Annotated in this window: 15 protein-coding genes; 5 read left to right on the top strand and 10 right to left on the bottom strand. The window is 54.7% G+C overall.

Annotation, left to right across the window (positions count from 1 at the left end; genetic code table 11):
- Nucleotides 1-122: 122 nt before the first annotated feature.
- Nucleotides 123-1211, top strand: coding sequence for a sulfite exporter TauE/SafE family protein (locus tag RBH33_RS04630; protein ID WP_306730967.1), 1089 nt, complete (start codon nt 123-125; stop codon nt 1209-1211).
- A 75-nt stretch (nt 1212-1286) separates the two neighbouring features.
- On the opposite strand, the gene RBH33_RS04625 is transcribed toward RBH33_RS04630, so the two are convergent.
- Nucleotides 1287-3869 carry a glycoside hydrolase family 9 protein gene (locus tag RBH33_RS04625; protein ID WP_306730966.1) on the bottom strand — a complete coding sequence of 861 codons (2583 nt, stop codon included), beginning with the start codon at nt 3867-3869 and terminating at the stop codon, nt 1287-1289.
- A gap of 215 nt (nt 3870-4084) precedes the next feature.
- Here RBH33_RS04625 and RBH33_RS04620 point away from each other — a divergent pair, with 215 nt between their 5' ends.
- Nucleotides 4085-4402 carry a hypothetical protein gene (locus RBH33_RS04620; RefSeq protein ID WP_306730965.1) on the top strand — a complete coding sequence of 106 codons (318 nt, stop codon included), beginning with the start codon at nt 4085-4087 and terminating at the stop codon, nt 4400-4402.
- A gap of 85 nt (nt 4403-4487) precedes the next feature.
- On the opposite strand, the gene RBH33_RS04615 is transcribed toward RBH33_RS04620, so the two are convergent.
- From RBH33_RS04615 to RBH33_RS04575, 9 genes are all read right to left on the bottom strand, one after another.
- A complete protein-coding gene (locus tag RBH33_RS04615) occupies nt 4488-4976 on the bottom strand; it encodes a hypothetical protein (RefSeq protein ID WP_306730964.1) in 489 nt (162 codons plus the stop codon).
- Nucleotides 4977-5123: 147 nt separating this feature from the next.
- Nucleotides 5124-6608 carry a tryptophan halogenase family protein gene (locus RBH33_RS04610; RefSeq protein WP_306730963.1) on the bottom strand — a complete coding sequence of 495 codons (1485 nt, stop codon included), beginning with the start codon at nt 6606-6608 and terminating at the stop codon, nt 5124-5126.
- Nucleotides 6609-6725: 117 nt separating this feature from the next.
- Nucleotides 6726-7415 carry a DUF6445 family protein gene (locus RBH33_RS04605; RefSeq protein ID WP_306730962.1) on the bottom strand — a complete coding sequence of 230 codons (690 nt, stop codon included), beginning with the start codon at nt 7413-7415 and terminating at the stop codon, nt 6726-6728.
- On the bottom strand, nt 7415-8908 hold the full coding sequence (locus RBH33_RS04600; RefSeq protein WP_306730961.1) for a tryptophan halogenase family protein: 1494 nt from the start codon (nt 8906-8908) through the stop codon (nt 7415-7417). Before RBH33_RS04600 ends, RBH33_RS04605 begins: the two co-directional genes overlap by 1 nt.
- 36 nt (nt 8909-8944) lie before the next feature.
- Nucleotides 8945-9952 carry a cupin-like domain-containing protein gene (locus tag RBH33_RS04595; protein ID WP_306730960.1) on the bottom strand — a complete coding sequence of 336 codons (1008 nt, stop codon included), beginning with the start codon at nt 9950-9952 and terminating at the stop codon, nt 8945-8947.
- 5 nt (nt 9953-9957) lie between these two features.
- Nucleotides 9958-10692, bottom strand: coding sequence for a SapC family protein (locus RBH33_RS04590; protein WP_306730959.1), 735 nt, complete (start codon nt 10690-10692; stop codon nt 9958-9960).
- Nucleotides 10693-10782: 90 nt separating this feature from the next.
- On the bottom strand, nt 10783-12330 hold the full coding sequence (locus tag RBH33_RS04585; RefSeq protein WP_306730958.1) for a tryptophan halogenase family protein: 1548 nt from the start codon (nt 12328-12330) through the stop codon (nt 10783-10785).
- Nucleotides 12331-12419: 89 nt separating this feature from the next.
- A complete protein-coding gene (locus RBH33_RS04580; protein ID WP_306730956.1) occupies nt 12420-15335 on the bottom strand; it encodes a TonB-dependent receptor in 2916 nt (971 codons plus the stop codon).
- Nucleotides 15336-15768: 433 nt separating this feature from the next.
- Complete coding sequence (locus RBH33_RS04575; RefSeq protein ID WP_306730955.1) at nt 15769-17151, bottom strand: DUF3300 domain-containing protein; 1383 nt, start codon at nt 17149-17151, stop codon at nt 15769-15771.
- A gap of 362 nt (nt 17152-17513) precedes the next feature.
- On the opposite strand from RBH33_RS04575, the gene glyA reads away from it, so the two are divergent.
- The 3 genes from glyA to rpsR all read left to right on the top strand — a co-directional run bounded on the left by glyA (nt 17514) and on the right by rpsR (nt 20096).
- A complete protein-coding gene (gene glyA, locus RBH33_RS04570; protein WP_306730954.1) occupies nt 17514-18779 on the top strand; it encodes a serine hydroxymethyltransferase in 1266 nt (421 codons plus the stop codon).
- Between the two features lie 630 nt (nt 18780-19409).
- The gene (gene rpsF, locus RBH33_RS04565; RefSeq protein WP_306730953.1) at nt 19410-19865 is read left to right on the top strand and encodes a 30S ribosomal protein S6; all 456 of its coding nucleotides are present in this window, start codon (nt 19410-19412) and stop codon (nt 19863-19865) included.
- Nucleotides 19866-19868: 3 nt separating this feature from the next.
- Nucleotides 19869-20096 carry a 30S ribosomal protein S18 gene (rpsR, locus tag RBH33_RS04560; RefSeq protein ID WP_306730952.1) on the top strand — a complete coding sequence of 76 codons (228 nt, stop codon included), beginning with the start codon at nt 19869-19871 and terminating at the stop codon, nt 20094-20096.
- The last annotated feature ends 5 nt before the right edge of the window (nt 20097-20101 follow it).

The following is a 20101-nucleotide window of genomic DNA, read 5'->3' as shown; positions in this document are numbered from 1 at the left end:
AACGTCATAGCCAAAATTGATGGCGCATCGCTTGATCTTGTTCGCGCCTGGCGTAAAACTTGCCGGTCTACTATAGACCCTCTATCCCTGGGGTTGTCACCAATAAGAACGAGCTGTATTTCATGTCCATAAAAGCTTCTCCGCGCAAACATCTTTGGGTCTGGTTCCTGTGGCTGGCCGTTTTCTATTCAACGTGGTTGCTGTTACTCCAAGCTGAAGGTGCCTGGGAGGCCGCCAAGGGCCACTGGCCTATGGCGCTGGCCATGGCCATTGGCAGCTATGCGGCCGGTTCTACGCCCATGGGCGGGGGTACCGTAGGCTTCCCGGTCCTGGTGTTGTTGTTTGATATGCCGGCCACTCTGGGGCGGGACTTCAGTTTCGCGGTCCAGTCCATCGGTATGGTCAGCGCCAGTATTTTTATTCTCGCCCGCCGTCAGCCGCTGGCCTGGGCCATGCTCAAAGGGGCGGTGGTGGGCGCTTTGATTGGTGCACCCATCGGAATCATATTTTTCGCGCCTCTGGTGCCGGATTTGTGGATCAAAGTTGTCTTTGCGGTGTTGTGGGGGAGTTTTGGGGTTTTACACCTGTACCGGATTGGCGAGATCGCTGGCCACGTGGGAATGACCGAGTTCGATGAACAATGGGACCACCGGGTCGGCTTTATGCTGGGATTGGTAGCCAGCTTACTGGCGGTTTCAGTGACTGGCGTCGGCATCGATATGGTGATCTATGCCGCTCTGGTACTGCTGTGCCGTGCCGATCTTAAAATCGCCATTCCCACTTCGGTGGTGATTATGGCGTTTACATCCGTTTATGGTGTGGCCATTAAAACGCTGACTAACAGTTGGCAACCGGGAGTTTACGAAAACTGGTTGGCGGCGGCGCCAGTGGTGGCGCTGGGTGCACCCTTGGGGGTGTTTATTGTTGAGCGAATCGGCCGCAAGCCTATTTTGATGGTGGTCGCGGCCTTATGTGTAGGGCAATTTATCTGGACCTGTTTTGCCGAGCAGGACGCCCTGGGCGTTTGGGGTATAGCTCTTTCTCTGGCGGCTTTGGGCTTGTGTCTGATGGTGTTTGAAAAGCTTCGCTCCTGGGGCGGTATTCTGGTGGCGGAGGCGCAGAGAAAGAATGACCAGCGCCGAGCACCACCTGAAGCTGCGCCCGAGCCATTTATTAATCCTGACGAACCCGCCGTCACCAAATCGACTTAATGTAAAACACAAAAAAAGGCGCTCGCAGCATGGGCGCCTTTTTTGTGGGTGTGACCTCTTGTCACTGTACCAATCCTATTGCTGTTCCAGTAGATCCTGAACAGCGTTGGCTAAAAACATATAACTGCCCCCAACCGTAATCACATATTCGTTCTGACCCCAGAAGAAAGGCCAGTTGTCCTTGTTCTCGGGGAAGTCTGGCGGCAGCACCAGAATGCCCGGGACGATCCCGCCGGGGATGAAGGAGAAGTCCGCTCGATTCATGCCGTAGGCAACCAGTTGGGAGTCAGCGCCGACGCCGGACACCAGCGAGTAGTTGGAAGCCGGGCGAGTGCCAAATACGAAGTTCAGGCTGCGAAACGCCAGATCCGCTTCAACGATGTCCGGAAACGCTTTATGCAGCCAGTAGTTGGCGATACCGAAATTGATTACCGTACCGGCGCCGGCCCAGCCGCCCCGGGTGATGGGTACGCCGAAGGGGTTTTCCGCTTCATGTTCACGAATGTCTTCCCGGTACTGCCGGGTTAATTCTTCCAGGCGCTGTGCGTAGGCTTGGTCCATGTGCGGTAGGGCCAGAGCCAACATAAACGCGTTGGCACCAAAACGCTCTTCGACTTGAGGCAACAGATCTCGAACCGCGTCGGCGTATTGCTGCTCACCGGTGGTGATCAGCAACTCCACGGCGGCTTTCAATTGCTCCTCGTGGGGGAGGCCGCCCGTGGTGTTGCCGTGACGGAACAGGTTGGGTTCGCGGTTCTGTTCGTAGACCCACACGTTTTGCGCGGTTTCCAAACACTCGTCCGCCAGCTCATCGTTGTAGCCACGCAGGGCGCGGCTGGCTGCCGTGAGGGCGGCCGCTGAACCGTAGTTCAGAGCAGTTGTGTTGGTGGTAAAGGCCCAACGATCATCGAAGCGGCCGCTGGTAAGACCATCGGTTGCCATGACTCTGTCTTCGGGTGCTGGCGCATCGGTGGACGGGTTGTACATGTCACCCACAGTGCGCTGATCCGAGTAGGGATCCAGTTCTGGGTTGTACACCCGGTTGTCAGTCTTGGTGGAGCCATCGCCCAGATGGGGGTACTGGTACAAATGGCCGGCCACGATGCCGGGGATGGCGTGGCCGATAGCCCGATGTTGCGCGATCAACGCAAGCGTCCCGTGCTCAATTTGCTGAAGGATATCGGGATTGCCGTCGGGCCGATGAATTTCCGTGTACAGTTTTTCCTGACTGACGGTGGTGTTGTCGCGATCGATACCGAACTGCTCCCAGGTGTGCACCAGATGCTGCACGGTGAAGTATTGAGATTGGGTGCGGATGTCGTAGTCACCGGCATCGTACCAGCCGCCATAATTCAAACCGGGAATGTGCTCGAAGGTTTCGAAGTTGGTATCGGTTTCCGGGCCGTGAGCGTAGAGATCAAAATGCTCGTAATTTGCGGGCGCCTGGAGGGCGTCATCCAGATGCGAGGCGCCGTGCCAAACCCGATAGGCTTCGCGCACTTTCATGTGGTCCATTTGCACTGGGAAAAACACATCCAGAGTCAAATGCCAGGTGTCTTCGTGCACGCTGGGATCTATACGGAACGGCTTGGTGGTTTGATCGCCGTATTCGATGACGTAGAGACCCGGTTCGGTCACCGATGAGAAATCGAAGCTGACGTATTGATAGCGCAAGTAATTACCCCAGGACTCCACCTCGCCACGGTGAGCGCGAGTTTTGTTGCCCTCGGCATCGACCCGCAGCAGCGTGGCACGACTTTCCGGGCGGGCCTGTGCGTCCAGTTCAATGATGGCGGTTTTAGGCTGGGCCGGGTGGTAGCCCACTTGGGAATAGCTAATTACCGGGTCGCGCTGCCAGCCAGGAATACCGTGTACGTCCAACTCCCACTCAATGACTTTCCCGGACTGGCCTTCAGGGATCAAGCTGCGTACTACGTACCAGCCGTTTTGAGCCTTGTTGCGACCATCGAACACCATGAGTTGGTTGTCACCCGTGGCTTCACGCACGGTAATGCGATGTTCGGGATCTTCTGGCGCAAGCACAAAAGTACTCCCGGTAGTGAATGGGGTGGGTTCCGTCAGCCCTTCTTCGGTCACGTTCATGGGGCCACTGGGGTGACGGGGAAAGAGACCGCTGTTGCCATCCATCAGATAGCCTTTGCCAAAATAGGCCGCGGGCAAAAACTCCATGTTAAAGCCGGCTTTGCCCACCAGCTCGGCGGGCAGGGGATCGTCCAAGTGCACGCTGAGCCTGACCACTTGGCCATCCGCGGTGGCCCGAACCCGATAGGAAAAATCGTGCTCGGGGTACGCCAGCTGAGTCTCTATGCTGTAGTCGTCTCGGTTGACGACGCGCTCCACAAACTCTCCCATGCCGTCCCACTGCTCGGGCGTGTGCAGAAGCCGTACGTCGCCGTTAGTGGCGGTGCGTTCGCCGTGGTGAATCACTTCGATGCCGCTGGTTTTGGCATCAAAGAACATGCCGCCGGGTGGGCTGCTGAATGCCAGCACGTTTACGCCGGGTCGCGCGAAGTATTCCCGCTCATGGAGCGTGAGACCCTCGGGGCGTGGTTGTTGGGTGGCGCAAGCCGTGATTAGCGAAACAATTAGCAGGGCGCCACTCAGTGGCCAAAGTAAAGAGGTTGGGCGGATTTTCATATTATCCCTCATCGTTTTTAGCGTTATGGAGTGTAGATAATGCGCAGGTCGAAACGGCTTGACCCGAAACTAGCCTTATATTCATTGTGACCATTTAAACACGCTTTTCACGAAGGTGTAACCGGCAAGCTTGGTCGGAAGCTCAAAGCAGGGCATAGTGACGCTGTATGTTGATGCCAAGCCGCGTCGCTGAGCGGTAAAGAAGGACGCTACCCATGTCGTTGTTCCCCGAAAAACACATTTCACCTCTGAGCAAAGAGCAAGTAGTTACTTACCTGGTCGCGCGGTTAAATCAGGAGCCGGTGCCGATTCTGCCGTCCAATGTACATAGTCTGCTCGATGATGCTCTGGAGAAAGGCGCCCTAAGCGCAGCGGAGTATCTGCAGGACTATAGTGCCCGACGCGGGATCAATGCCCTGGCGCCGGTTGAACTCAAGGCGCGCTGTACGGAACGACCGTATGTTTTCGTATGGGCGGGTTTTGCGCTGATTTCTGGAGTATTCTTTGGTTTGTTGGCTGGAGATTCCAGTTAGTCTGTTTTACCGGGCGAGCAAACCTCGCGGTGGTTAAGGAACCACCGCGAGGTGCGTTATTACAAAATGTAATTCCTGGGCCTACTTAATAGGAGCGTACACACTCAAACCTTACGCTCCGCCGGTCCTCATCCAGGCCATTGGTTACCGGCCGAGCCTCGGCGCCATGTTTGGCGCAGTGGCGCTGAGCTTCCATAGTGGCTTCTATTAGGCTCTGCTGGTCGTGGTAGTTATAGTTCAATGCCGAACCTCTGGGCAGAGACCGACTTTCGGTTTCTTGTACCCTCTCCTGTTTACAGGTGAAGGTGACTTCTCCGCCTCGGCCCCTTCGGCGCTGATCCACCTCTTCGATTTCGGGCCAGGCGTTGTACTGGCGACAGTAAACTTCTGCCTGAAAAGACGCGTCCACAAGCCCTTCGTTGTTAGAGAACTCGTAGGATACTCTGGGTGCGTCTTCCTCCATTGGTCGTGCATCATCACGAGTTGGTGTGCATGCCGCTATGGCGGCGCCTATAAACGCCACCAAAGCTAAACGTGAAAATCGGTTGGTTACTAATGCCTTGAGGTTAGCCATTCTCGAATCTCCTTTCTCGGTTGCCACAAGTTTCCACGGGGAGTAGTCCGTAGTTTATGACCGGCAGGAAAATTACAAGTTCAAGAAGGCGCGAGCGGGCGTCGCTAGCGCTCGCTTGGCCGTCGTTGAAGTCACTGCTTGGCGTCTTTACGGCTTGGACGCAGGGCAGTATTGCTTAACGAAGTCTTCGTGAGTGGGTAACTTGTTCACAGCATCGCTAACCGATTGGCGGTAATCGGCAAGAAATTTTCGCAAGTGTGCCTCTTCCATGATTCGGGCGACGGGGTGATAAGCCTTGGGCATCAGCCCTTGCCCCAGCATAACCTGGGTCCAGGAATCGACGCGGAACAATTCGCTGTCCCCTTGGAACGCTTGCGCGTCTTCGCGAAACAACTCAATGCGATGTGCCAGGGAGTCGGGGATTTCCATTTGACGGCAGTGTCTCCAGAAGGGGGTGTCTTGCCGATCAGTGACGTGATAATGCAGCACAATAAAATCGCGAATTTTTTCCAGTTCATCCACCGCCACGGCGTTGTAATGATCCACAACCGCGGGGTTGATGCCGTTAAATGGAAACAGTTTCAGCAAGCGGGTCACACCCATCATCATCAAATGGATACTGGTCGACTCCAAGGGCTCGACAAAACCGCTGGATAAACCCAGGGCGATACAATTCTTGTTCCAGACTTTGCGTCGGCGGCCGGTACGGTAACGGATCAAGCGCGGTTCTGTGAGCGGTTTGCCCGGCAGGTTTTCCAACAGCTCGTCGCGGGCGTCTTCGTCTGACAGATAGCGGCTGCAAAAGACATGGCCATTACCCACCCGGTGCTGCAATGGAATCTGCCACTGCCAGCCAGCGCGCCGGGAGATGGAACGGGTATAGGGGACGGAAGCTTGCACTTTCTCTGTCTGCACCGCCCACGCACGGTCGCAGGGAAGCCAATGACTCCAGTCCTCATAGCCCGTGTGCAAGGTTTCTTCGATCAGTAAGCCGCGAAAGCCAGTGCAGTCGATAAACAGGTCGCCCTCGATCGTCTCCCCGCTGTCCAGTTGCAAGGCGCTCAGGCTGCCGTCGTGGTCGTGCTGAATGACTCGGGTAATCTTACCTTCTTTACGGACCACGCCTTCCTTTTCACACAGCGTGCGCAAGTAGCGCGCGTAGCGGGTGGCATCCAAATGGTAGGCAAAGCTGATCGCGCTGGAGTCCGGTGCGGTAGCAAATCGGTTTTCCTGGGCCGCTCGAAGTTCGTAGCAGTAATCGCCGAACTCGTCGCCGAAACCCAGCTCCTTGGCCCGCAACCAAAAGTGGTGAAATTCGCCCAGCCAGGTTTCCTTCCCGGTGCGACCAAAGGCGTGGATGTAATCCTGGCCTACAACTTTCCAATTCTCAAAAGAGATGCCCAACTTAAAGGTGGCCTGGGTTTCGCGCATAAACTCCTGCTCATCGATACGCAGAAGCTTGTGAAACACGCGCATGGGAGGGATTGACGCTTCGCCCACGCCGACGGTGCCTATCTCCTCGGACTCAACCAGGGTGATGTTGATCAACTCGCCCAGTTGCCTCGCTAAAGCCACTGCGGCCACCCAGCCGGCGGTACCGCCGCCAGCGATTACGACATTCTTGACTTGCATAGCACGTCCTGACTTCCGGGTAATAAATTATTGTGGTGTCGGTGCGGGGTTGCCCAAAGCATGATTGTAACGCATCTATGGTAGCGCTACCAATATGCGCTGCCAGATCAGAAGGGGCTAACGAAAATCCACAAACATATTGGCGGTGAGTCGTCCGGTCAGCGGATCATCGGAGATGTCCGTCGGCAGGTTTACCAGACCCGAGTGCAGCATGTAGCCGCGAAATAGGATCATTCGGTTGGTCTTGTAGGGGACCGAATGATACAGCTCGAACTCCGGATGCTCGGCATCAACGTAGCTCAATGGCCGCTGATCGCTGGACAAAAACTGCTGGACTGAATGAAGAAACTGATCCTTCCTACCTTCGTCGATGTAATCGAAACCGGTGGCTTTGTGACGAAAAAAACCGGTGCTGCCGAAATTGCCTTCGTTCAAGTAATGAATAAAGGCGATCATGTAGGGGCTGGTTTTGTCGAAGTGAGGGATTGTTTGCCAGGGCGAAAGCTGGTCCTCTGTTTTCGTTATCAACGAATAACTGCCTTTTGGATTTGGCTTGAGGTGCCCAGGGATCTTGAAGATCTTATAGATATAAGGCAGCAGGGGTTGCAAACAAGCGATGATGTAGTCCCGGGGCAGGGGAGCCCTGACCCCGGGGTATTTACTGATCTGATCCGGCGTATAGTCGGCGGACGCGATGGCTTGCTGCCGGACCGCGTTCAGATTGCCGGAAAAATTGTCAATCGTCAGTATAGGCGACTTTTGCTCGCCCAAAAAATCAATACTGAGATCGCCCTTACCCGCTTGCATTAGCTCACCTTGTCTGTGGCGCGGCAGTAACGATTGATGAAGTCCATATGATTGGGGAGATTGCTCACCCCGCTTGCAATGGAGTCCCGGATTTTACTGAGGAAGTAGTTTAGTTCCTCTTTGTCCATCATATCGACAATTCGGTGATACTTCTCGGGCATGATGCCCTGGCCCACCATCACCTGTACCCAAGACGGATCCCCAAACAATTCGGCTTCAAGCTTATAGACGTGGGCGGACTGTTTAAACAACGCGATCCTTTCGGCTAAGGTGTCCGGAATTTCCATGCCCTTACAGTAACGCCAGAACTCGGTATCAGATCGCTCCGTAACGTGATAGTGCAAAACAATGAAGTCACGGATGTTCTCCATTTCGTAGCGCATTTGGTCATTGAACTTGTTTACCTTTGCAGGTTCCATTTCCTTGGATGGCAACAGTTTCAAGAGCCGTACGATACCCTGCTGTATCAGGTGAATGCTGGTAGATTCCAAAGGCTCAATAAAACCGCTGGACAGGCCGAGAGCAATACAATTCTTGTTCCAGTGCTTACGCCGTGTGCCCGTCTGATACCGGATTACCCTGGGCTCGTTTATGGGATTGCCAACTATATTATTTAACAGCGCCTCTTTAGCCTGATTTTCATCCCAATATTTTGAACAGAATACTAACCCGTTACCGGTACGGGTTTGTAGGGGGATGCGCCACTGCCAGCCATTTTCTCTGGCAATAGCCCGGGTATAAGGCACATGTTGGGTAACATCGGTTTGTACGGCAATCGCGGCGTCGCAGGGTAACCAGTGGGACCAGTTCTCAAAACCCGTATGCAGTGCTTTTTCCATCAGCAGGGCTGAAAACCCGGTGCAATCGATAAACAGATCGCCCTCTACAACATCTCCGGACTCCAAATGCAGCTTTCTGATATAACCATTGGCTTGGTCCAGTTCCACGCGGTTGATCTTGCCTTCCACTCGCTTTAGCCCACTTTGCTCAGCCATGTTACGCAGGAATTTGGCGTATCGGCCAGCGTCTATGTGGTAGGCATATTTGCGATTCTGTTTTGGGTTCACGGCAAAACTGTGCTTCCGTGCCGCCAAGTGCTCTGGACAGTAATCGCCGAGCTCACTGGCGATGCCTTCCTGCATGCCCTTGATCCAGAAGTGGTGAAAGCCGCACGCCCAACAGTCTTTGCCTAGCGAGCCGAACGAGTGAAAGTAGTCTTTTTCGACATCTCTCCAATTTTCAAAGTTGATGCCCAGTTTGAACGTGGCGTTGGTAGCCGACATAAATTCAGCCTCACTGATTTTCAGCAAGTCGTGGAACAGGTGTAATGTAGGAATGGTGGATTCGCCAACCCCCACTGTGGGAATTGCGTCCGATTCCACTAAGGTGACCTGTAGTATTTTTCCAAAGTGCCTGGTTATTGCCGCCGCAGCCATCCATCCTGCGGTGCCGCCGCCGGCGATGACGATTTTTTCAATGGGCTGATTAGTCATAATTCGCTACTCATTATCGATTGTCTGTGTAACTGCTCATCGTCGAAGCTGGTTTTGCAGTTCTGCACGCAGTTGTCGGGCCAGTTGCTCCGTTAAAGGAACCGTCAAGTATCGTCTGGCGGGTTCGGGAATGTGTTCAAACTTATCGGCCGTACCGTCAAACACGTAATAATCAAACAGCGCTCGCCAGGCGGCTCTGTGTGGTGCAGGCAAATCTCTTACGGCCAAGAGTGCGTGCATAAGCGCACTGGCCGGGCTGCCCAAATACGCGGGCGACTCTTTCCACCAGTGCGTTAGAAGTACATTGACGTCATCCAGGCCTTCGACGTGATGCCACCACATGCTGGGGATTACCAAAGCATCGCCAGGCATTAGCTCTACTTCAATGGCGGCGGCTTGGGCTTGCGCAAATCGAGGGTATTTTTCAAGGTCAGGCGCCTTGAAATCCACCATGCTGACTTCCCGGCCTCCTGGAGCAAAATTGAGTGGACCGGGGTACAGGTTGGTTACTTGCTCCGGGGGGAACAGGGTGAACTTTCTTCGTCCTGCCAGACAGCAGGCTAGGTTTTGGACGGCGTCGTAATGGGCGGCCACTCTGGATCGCCCGCCGATCCAGATATTCACCAAGCCTCGAGAGGCTTGATGCTCGATTTTGCATTCGCGGCTTAGTGCCGGGAAGCAGCGCGCCACCTCTGTGGAACTGATGTATACCGTCGAGCGTGCCCGGAAGTCAGGGTCCATCAGTTGCTTGGCAACATCGAGAAAGTTCGATCTGCGCTCTTGATAGTTAAACCCGGTTACGTCTGGATTGTAAAACACCCGGCCGTTTTCGCTGGCGTCCAGGTAGCAGGTCCGGATGGGTTCGCCCGAGTAACCCTGCGCTAAGTGATCCAGCGCGTCTTGCAAGCCTTTTAGCGCCGCTGACACGACCGGCCAGTCGGCGCAAAAGCCCGGAAGATAAACCGGGCTGGAAGATGCCAAGACTTCATCGGCGATCTTGTCCGGTGACTGGTTGTCCAGCGTTGTCAGACCGGGGTAGGACATGGTTACTACGCGCTTGTGGGCAGGCTAAGGTTCTTGCGGCGAACAAGCTCCTTAAATTGTATCTGAGACATTATGGCGCTATAGATTGCCTCTAGGTACCCAGTTTTGTGCAAGTCGGTAATGACTTCAGCGGGAAGCGCTTTGAACTTCTCTTCATCAATGGTATGAAAACCAATCAATTGGTTCTTGCTGCCATCCTTCAATTGAATGTCGAGCGTTACAGGCTCCAGTAGGTCGTTGTCCACCAGCGCTTTGATGAAGTCGGGGTTTTCTTGAATGCCGCGGTGCATGGTTTCCAGAATGTCCGCAATGGTCTCCAGGTACTCGCTGTTGCCGCCGAATTCGTGGAACAGCTCTCTACCCTCGGTTCGGCTGACCCTGGGAGACGACATGTCGATGGTGATCACCCGCTCTTGCACAGGCTCGCCGCCTTCCTGTTTGTTCTGAAAGCCAATGAAAAACGGCATTCTTTGTACGGTCAAAGGGACGTATGACGCGTCCCAGCCGTCGTTGCTCAGGAATAGGTTTTCACCTTTCTGGAACCCAAAGAAGGTTACGGGAGTGAAGGCCCCCTCGGCTTTTTCCGCCTGAAAGAGAATGGGATAACAGGATTGGACGCTGCGGAATTCACGCCAAAAAGTAGGTACATACCAAACATCATCTCCGTACTCCGGTGATCTTTCGGTAATAATGCGGATGTCTTTGTGGTCGATGTTGTTGAGTAGTTCGTGCTGAGGCATGAAAAATCCTAACTAGAAATTAAAAGTTCTTGTTAATTTATCATCGAAATCACAACTTCTTGCGTTGATCGAAATCAATGTTTGTGTTGTTTAAGCGGTCGTTTTGTTGTGCGTATTAAGTGCGTTTAGCAATTCACGGTTGGTTGGCAGGCTCCGCACCAATTGCGCCGCTTTGCGGAAGCTGTCTTCCAGTTGCCGAATAATCATTTGCTCTGTTTTCCGGAGCTTGGCGGCCGGAGTCGGTTCCGCTTGGCCCATGCCATAGAGGACATATTGATAACTGGCGGTAGGGAACAGTTCCCGCAGCGCCGTATCGTCGTATCGGCTGGGTGAAAAGTGCTTCCAGAATTCCATTTTCTCGACGAGCTCCTCGGGCCAGCTTTGTTGCTGCCGGTTATCCGCCCAGTAGTCACCGTCGCGCTGCGACGTTACATAGTGAAGTTTCAGAAACTCGATAATGTGTTGCCAATGGCGGCTAAACCGCTCGTTATATTTCTTCTCGATCAGGCTCATGGCTGAATAGGTGGCCGGTAGGTTGTCTGCCAGCATGTCCGAGGCCTGTTCAATCATGACCAGTGCTGAGGCTTCCAGAGGTTCCAGAAAGCCACTCGAAACACCGATGGCGACACAGTTTTTATGCCAAAACTTTTTCAAATGGCCGGGGTTAAACTTAATGTTTCGATAGCTTAAGTCCTGCCAGTTGGCGGTAACGCCTTTGGCGTAAGTTTCCAGCTCGAGTTGCGCTGCCTCAGCCGTACAGTGAGCACTGGAATAGGTATATCCCACGCCTCGCCGGCTTGTCAAGCCGATATCCCAGATCCAGCCCGAACTCTTAGCGGTGGAGTGGGTATACGACTGGATAGGCGCTGCATCGCTCGAATATGGAATTTGTACGGCGATGGCCGAGTTGTTAAAGAGGCGATGCTCGCAGCTGACAAAAGGAATCTTATAGTGGCCTTTCATCAGTATCGAAGCAAAACCCGAGCAGTCAATGAACAAGTCACCTTCAATGCGTTGACCGCTAGCAGTGGTGACTGCCTTGATGTAACCGCGCTCATCTGAGTCCACACCTTCTACCGTATCCACAAGGTGTTTAACCCCGAGGTGGTTGAGAGCGTGATCGCGCAGGAGTGTGCCGAATTTGTTAGCGTCCAGGTGGTATCCGTAATTCACCACATGGGCGTAGCTGGCTGACGTGATCAGTTTGGGGGCGAGGTCGCTGGAATCCAGAGCTACCGTGGGGCAGACGCACTCCGCAAAGCTTTTGCCAGAAAATGTTGTTCCCAGGGTGCCGATAAAATCGTCGGCATAGGGAGCCGGCAGTTCGAAGGGGTGGTAGTAAAACTCACCTTTGCCTTGCTGCCAGTCGATAAACTTTGAGCCTTGTTTGAAGCTCGCATCGCAGTGGGTCATGAACTGCGTTTCGGGGATGCCAATTTTGTTTAACGTCGAACGCATTGAAGGCCAGGTGCCCTCGCCGACGCCTAAGGTGGGAATGGTTCCCGATTCAATCAGGGTAAGATCCAGACCGTTGTCGGTAGTGCTGTCTTTAAATCGGTTTGCCAGCCGTCCCGCGACTAACCAACCTGCACTGCCACCACCAATTATGACTATCTTTTTAACGCGTTCTTCAGTCATGGCGATTTATTGGACCTCACTATAAAAAGAAGCCGCAGGGCCCTTGCGGACCCTGCGGACTTCGATTGGGAATGTTACAAGCTAATTAATTAGAAGCTGTAACGTACCCCCAGGGCGTAGCGCGGACCGGTCTCGGTAATCCGATAGATCAGATCTTCGTGACGGCCATGCGTTTCAACCCGCTCGTCGGTGATGTTGATACCTTCGAAGAAGACAGTCAAACCATCGAAGGCCGGGATGTCATAGCTAGCAGACAGATCCAGCTGGTGGTATGGAGCAGTGTAGACACCTGCTGTCAGACCATCGCCGCCAACACGACGCTCATTCAGGAAGCGAGAGCGCCAGTTGTAAGCTAAACGTACCTGCAGACCGCGGTCATCGTAGAAGGCAACCAAGTTAGCGGTATCGCTCAAGCCAGGAAGTGCTGGTGTGTCGCCGATTCTGGTGTCGTCGTAGGAAATGTCAGCATCCACCACGGTGTAGTTGGCAATGGCACCAAAGCCGGTGTGGCCAAACATGTGCTGGATATTGAACTCGTAACCGCTAACGGTACGTTTCACATCACTGTTGACTGGAACCAGGTCGTTGAAAACAACATCGGGGTCTTCACCCTGGGTGCCACGAATCGTTTGAGTCGCGACATCCACGTCCGGATGGTCAGCGCGATTTTCGAAGATCCACTGACGGATGTGTTCGTTGGAGGCGCTGGAACCCAGTGCTGCGATGGCATCATTGAAGCGAGGCCCTTCGAACACGTTAGGTAAGCCTTCATAGATCACCCGCTCTTGCAGCTGAGTTGATACCCAGTTCGACACGTCCTTACGGAAGGCACCGATAGACACGTAGCTCACGTCGTCATAGTACCACTCGACGGACATGTCGAAGTTGGTTGACTCAAGAGGCTTCAGGCCGGGGTTACCACTGTTGGCGGTAAAACCACCACGGGTACCCGCACCGCCGGCACTCGTGCCGCCGCGCAACGAACCGAAACCATGACGAGCGATGGTTTTGCCCGCCGCCAAGCGCAGTATTACGTCGTCAGACACGTCCAGGTTGAAGTTCACGCTGGGCAGAACGTTCGAGTAACTGGCGCTTTGCTCCAGTGTTGTGGTGCTTCCGTCGCCGTCCAGGGCAGCCTGGGTGGCTTCAGTCCAAACCACATCGGTGTAGTTAGCAGCCGAAGAGCTGGAGTATACGTCAGTAGTTTCATACCGGAGGCCAGCGTGGAAGTCGTATGACTTGCCTGCCAGATCTCCTGAGTAGTTGAAACGTGCGTAAACAGCAGTGGTTTCTTCTTCGGTGTAGTTGTTGTCGCCAAGGTCATAGTTGGTGGAGGGGCAGAACTGGCCTGCGCCGCCGGGACCTGAGACTGCGCCTGGTGCCGCCTGACAGTCACCAAAGATGTTGTTGGTGGTGTTGGCGTCCGGATCTGCCAGTTCAGCAGCGAGGACGATTTCGTCGAAGTTCGCATACCACATGCGATCCAGAACAGCGTAGTCCAGGCCGGCAAAGTTGCCCGGCGTGCCACCGATTTTGTCTACGATACTGGTCTCTGTCCAGTCAAAGCCAGAGAAGTCACCAGGCTCGCCTACACCTTCCCAGTCGGGACGCTCAACTTGGACAAAGCGGTTGGTGTTTTCGACGGTATTTAGTGAAGCGCCAAAATCGATGCTCATGGAGTCATCGAATTCGAAGTTACCGCGCAACTGAGTTTGGCTAACGTCGGAGATCCAATGATGGTTCTGGAACCAGCTGCCAGACAACTGGAAGGTGTCGGGCTGGAACGCCGCCACTTCATCCGGGTGAATACCAATGCCTGGCAGGCTGCCAGTCAGGTCGAGCGCAGTGCGGCCACGGGTGTAAGACGGCAGTTGCATGTTGTTGGCAGTACCGCGATTCGGGTCACTGGCTTTGCGCTCACCATCAGAGGTGTGGTGATCAAATTCCAGGGTTAGCTGGTCGTTAACTCGCCACTCTACATTCAAGCCGAAAGAGTTAATTTCCTCGTCGGAACCGTAGGAGCCCACAGTCAAAGAGGTGTCGCGAGTAGCCTCGGGGTAGATCTCTGAGTAAACGGTTGGCCAGAAAATACCTCGATCGTCGCCGTCCCAGATAGTGTCGCTACGGTCATCAGAGTAGTTGAACCATGCGGAAACGTCGTTGTGCTGGATTTCGTAGTTGTTGTGAATGTACACGTAATCCGCAGTAATGGTGATGTCGTCGGTAGGCTCAAACTGGATTACCGCCTGACCGTTGATACGTGTGCGTTCACGGTCTTGGAAAACGTAACGCGGTTGCTGAGGTACCGAGTAGATGCCGCTGTGCTCGTCTGGACTAGGGCGGTTGGCGCCACCAGCCGGTGCTTGAGGAGCGCCACCCCAGCCATCAAAGCCCAAGTCCCAGGCGCGATAGCCCTGGTCTGCTAAGAATTCACGGCTGCCGCTTTCACGCTCTTGATAAGAGCCAGAGATGGACACACCTAGGCGGTCATCCATAAAGGTGTTGGAGAACAAGCCACTCAGTTCTGGGGTAGTACCACCAGTGCGAGCGGACTCATCGTGTACTACCTTGGCGCTACCGGCAAGACGCAGGCCGGGGTTGTCCAGAGGTCTGTGCGTGGACAGGTTGATTGTGGCGCCCATGCCACCAGAGGTTACTGTGGCGTCAGCGGTTTTGTAAGCCTGTACGCCTGTTACGGACTCAGCCGCGATGTTGGCGAATTCAAATGACCGACCGCCAGTGGTGGTGGGCAGTTGACGATTGTTTAGGGTGATGAGGTTTTGGTCGGGACCAAAGCCACGAACCGTTACCCGGCTGCCTTCACCATCACGACGGTCAATGGACACACCAGTGATACGCTGGAGAGATTCTGCCAGGTTAGTATCAGGGAATTTACCAATGTCTTCTGCGGAAATGGCATCCACAACGCCTGTAGAATCGCGCTTGATGTCCATTGAACGCTCAAGTGAGGCCCGGATACCGGTAACCAGCACTTCTTCTAACATGGGTTCTCCTTGAGCCATCGCAGGTACAGCCAGCGATGAAGAGGCCAATGCCCCCATAATAGCCCAAGAAAGTTTATTTTTATTAAACATAGTCACTAATCTCCTACAATTAGAGTTTTTCCATACCGAGGATAAGCGGACTACGACCGAGCACAGATGATGGTAAGCCTTAAAAAACCATAAGCGACTCACTCACCTGGTCGAGCATGGTCGCGATCTTATTGCTGTGTGCATGTTTTCTTATGGATAGTCTTATTAGCCAGTCATATGACTGATGCTTATAGTCAAGATGACTGACGCTTATGGTCAGATTGGATATTACAGAGGTGGTAGTAGGAGTCAACAGGTTTTTCCGCAGCTCCTAATAAATGATAGGTAGCTCAGGGAAGGAGGTTAAATCTATATTATTATAATATTTACCGGTTTATTTTCGTTAATCCCCGCGTCGCGTACGACTGTTTTGCCGTTCACGGCGGGGGCTGCTTGACCTGTCAGATCGGGGCGCCGGGGCGGCGCTGCTGTCGCGCCGCCCGCCGGAACTCTGCGGTGAAGGTTGGCGGGATTGCCGTTGGGTTCGCTGTGGAGTCTGTTCTTGTCTTTGTGGGGCGGCAGACGGCTCGGGCTGAGTGCGCTCGGGCTGGGTACGCTGTTGGCGCATGGGGCGTGCTGGCTCGCTGGGCTGCGAACGACGCACTTCCGCACCGCTGCTGCGATCACTTCGGTCCGGACGCTGTTGGCTGGGTTGTCTAGGATCCGCCGTGCGCTGGGTGCTGCGCACGTCGCCGCCTCGTTCAGGCCGTTGCGAGCGCTCGGCGCCCGATACCCGCCCTGGTGCTCTTTGAGCGTCTGGCCTAGGAGTCGGGGAGCTAAGTCGTTCCCGGGTTTCGCTCGCCTGTGGACGCGACGGACGTACGTATTCACTTTGAGTCCCACGGCGCCGATCCAGGCGTGCTGGTTGGCCTTCGTTGCGGTGGACTTCTACTCGACGCTGGTCTGGTCTCTGACGATACTCTACGCCTCGGCGGTGATAGGGATCATGGCGCCAGTGTTGGGCGCGTTCATGGCGAGCAATAGTGCGCCCAGTATAGTAGCGCGTGGGCGGCTGGTAGTGATGATTGTGTATTACCACGGTGCGGCGCTGCCCCCAGTGGAAGCTGCTGAAATAAAAGCCGTGATGCACGCGCACGCCGGGGCCCCAATAAAAGCCTGAGTGCCAGTAGTAGTGGCTGGGCCGGTGCCAGTAGACCGGGTAATAGCCAGGCCAATGCCAGGCGCCATACACCACTCGGGTGTCATAATAAGGAATGTACACCACTTCGCGGGTACGGGATTCAATAATGATGGTGTCGGGCTCGCGCACGACTTCAACGTATTCGGTGGTTTTCAGGTTGCCCTGGGCATAGGCGCGCTGGCGCAGCTCCTGAACGCCGGCGAGTACCCGCTCCTCATCCAATAAAAAGGCATCCCCTAGATCCTGAGTCCAATCCAGGTCTTCGCTCATGCGCTCCAGTATTTGCGGAAAGGCAACCAGGGCTTTGACGCTGGGGTCCCAGTCCTGATCCTCCACGGCCGCCACTGCCTCGGCGCCCTCCAGGTCGGAGTTGCGTTGAGTCCATCGTTCGGCCTGTACCACTTCCAGGGGATAGGTAGCCGCAATAAGGATGTGTGAGAGTACCGTATCCGGGTAAAGGGCAATGGGTGCCAGCATCTGCTCAATTTCGGCCTGAGTGAACACCGGGCCCTCGTCTTCGCCCCAGACATAATGGAGGGGGGCTGCGAGCAACAGCAGACCGACAAAAACAAGGATGTTTTTCATGGGCGTTTCTCCCCGGGGCGGATGACCCCAATTAACAAATGGTCGGTTCAGACCTTGGCTTGTTTATAGCACATTACCTTGTCTTGCCTTAACTTAAGCTGAACAGACGGTATTGCCCTTACGAACATGGAGCTTATGTGGCTAAGAACCGCTGGCGCATTAAAGGTTCCAGCGGAGCTTCACGCCACCCGGCTGGGCTGTACCGCTCACACGGCGTTCGCCCCATAGTTGAGCCATTTTCGCCTCGCTCATGAGTGATTTGCGTGGAAGAGCCCCGGAGCCTTGGTGTACAATCCGCCCTCTTTTCAACTCCCGGCGGGCTGTGGTGCGTGCCTGCTATATCCTCCAATCAGGAACGATGCATGTTTGACAAAAACCAGACTATCGCCGCTTTTGATCCCGAAATTTGGTCATCCATTGAAAACGAAGGCCGCCGCCAGGAGGAGCATATCGAGCTGATTGCCTCCGAGAACTACACCAGTCCGCTGGTGATGGCTGCTCAGGGGACCAAGCTGACCAACAAATACGCCGAAGGTTATCCAGGCAAGCGCTACTACGGCGGTTGTGAATATGTGGATCAGAGCGAAAGTCTGGCTATTGAGCGCGCTAAAGCGCTGTTCGGTGCCGACTACGCCAACGTGCAGCCACACTCAGGCTCCCAGGCTAACACAGCGGTGTATGCGGCGCTTTGCGCTCCTGGCGACACGATTTTGGGCATGAGCCTGGCCCACGGCGGCCACTTGACTCATGGCGCCAAAGTTAACTTTTCCGGAAAGATCTACAACGCGGTTCAGTACGGCTTGAACCCAGACACGGGTGAGGTGGATTACGACGAAATCGCCAACCTGGCGCGCGAGCACAAGCCGCGCATGATTGTGGCTGGCTTTTCCGCCTACTCCCAAGTTCTGGACTGGCAGAAGTTTCGCGACATTGCCGACGAAGTGGGCGCTTACTTGATGGTCGATATGGCGCACGTGGCGGGCTTGGTGGCGGCGGGTGTGTACCCCAGCCCGGTGCAGATCGCCGACGTCACCACGTCTACTACCCACAAGACGTTGCGCGGCCCCCGTGGCGGCATCATTTTGGCCAAGGCCAATGAGGAAATCGAAAAGAAACTGAATTCGGCGGTTTTCCCAGGCGGCCAAGGCGGCCCGCTGATGCATGTGATCGCGGCCAAGGCCATCAGCTTCAAAGAGGCCATGAGCCCAGAGTACAAAACCTATCAGCAACAGGTGGTTAAGAACGCCAAGGCGATGGCGAACACCTTTATTGAGCGCGGCATTAAGATTGTATCCGGCGGTACCGAAAACCACCTGATGCTGGTGGATTTGATTGGCAAAGAGTACAGCGGTAAAGACGCTGATGCGGCCCTGGGCAATGCCAACATCACCGTCAACAAAAATGCTGTTCCTAATGACCCTCGGTCCCCGTTTGTGACCTCAGGTCTGCGTGTCGGTACTCCAGCGGTCACTACCCGCGGCTTTGGCGAAAGCGAGTGTGTGCAGTTGACGCACTGGATGTGCGACATCCTGGATGCTCTGGAAGCAGGCGATGCCGAGGCGAAGATCGCCGAAGTGAAGCAGAAAGTGCTTGAAGTCTGCGCCCGCTTCCCGGTTTACGGTGATTGATTAACCCAAGACTGGAAGTGACTTGTTTGGGGTGGGTTTTTGTGGCTCCTGAAGGAAGCTCCCCAACCATTGCAATTCGGAACAAAAATAGTCGCTTCGTTAGAGAGTCCTCGGGCCGCACAAGGTGAGTGTTCAGCAAACGTCGTGAACCCATCCGTGGGGACTGCCTCAAAAGGTCCCTCTTTTGAGGCTTGCTGAACACTCACCCTGCGCGGCCCTCATAGCCCCAAGCTAAGGAGCTCTTTTCTCGTCGTTTCCGAGAATGCTTCAGCCTTAGTGGCGCCAGATGGTCGGTAGGCGTTGGGTTAAGGTGCTCGGAGACCTTCGCCGACAGGACGTCGGCGCAGAGGCTACAGGGAAGTATTTACGCCGTGTCTCCGAGTGCCTTACCCAACGACTGCCCCAGAAGCCCGAAAAGAAGTAGTAGCTAACATTTTTGAGTCCAAACGAATTGCAAAGCTCCAGCCACGCTACCCCCGCTCGAACTTGACGATTTTTTAACCTTGCAACCTCGTCGTTAAATCCATAGAATACCCGCCCCAATCTGGCCCTGGGTAAATCGGGCCCTCCTTGTCTCACTTCGGCTGACCCCACGGGCCCGGAGGAGGCTTTAACCCGTAAGGAGCTACAATGCGTCATTACGAAATAGTGTTTATGGTCCATCCGGACCAGAGCGAGCAGGTTCCCGGCATGGTGGAGCGTTACACCGCCGCCGTTAAATCCAGTGGTGGCCAGGTTCACCGTCTGGAAGACTGGGGTCGCCGCCAGCTGGCTTACTCCATCAACAAGATTCACAAAGCTCACTACGTGCTGATGAACGTCGAGTGTACCGACGAGGCACTGGATGAGCTGACCACCAACTTCCGCTACAACGATGCCATCCTCCGCAATCTGGTGATTCGTGAAGACGAAGCCATCACCGAAGAGTCCTTCATTATGAAGGCGGAGAAAGACAATCGTGAACGCAAGCCGCGTCCCGCACGCCCAGCGCGTAGCGACGACACCGATTCCTCCGATCAGTCCTCCGACGACAGCGATGACAATGATTCGGAAGGCAGTGACAACGACCAAGAGAAGGGGGAATAAGAGATGGCACGTTTTTTCCGTCGCCGTAAGTTTTGCCGCTTCACCGCCGAAGGCACCAAGCAGATCGACTACAAAGATCTGGAAACCCTGAAGGCTTATATTACTGAAACCGGTAAGATCGTACCCAGCCGTATCACTGGAACCAAAGCCAAGTACCAGCGCCAGCTGTCCACGGCAATCAAGCGTGCGCGCTACTTGGCACTGATTCCGTACACTGACAGCCACGAGTAACAGGG

It is taken from the genome of Marinimicrobium hydrolyticum, assembly GCF_030848505.1.
Taxonomy (GTDB): Bacteria; Pseudomonadota; Gammaproteobacteria; order Pseudomonadales; family Cellvibrionaceae; genus JAVDDU01.
The sequence above is the reverse complement of the archived record's forward strand: the minus strand, read 5'-3'. Positions and strand labels throughout refer to the sequence as shown.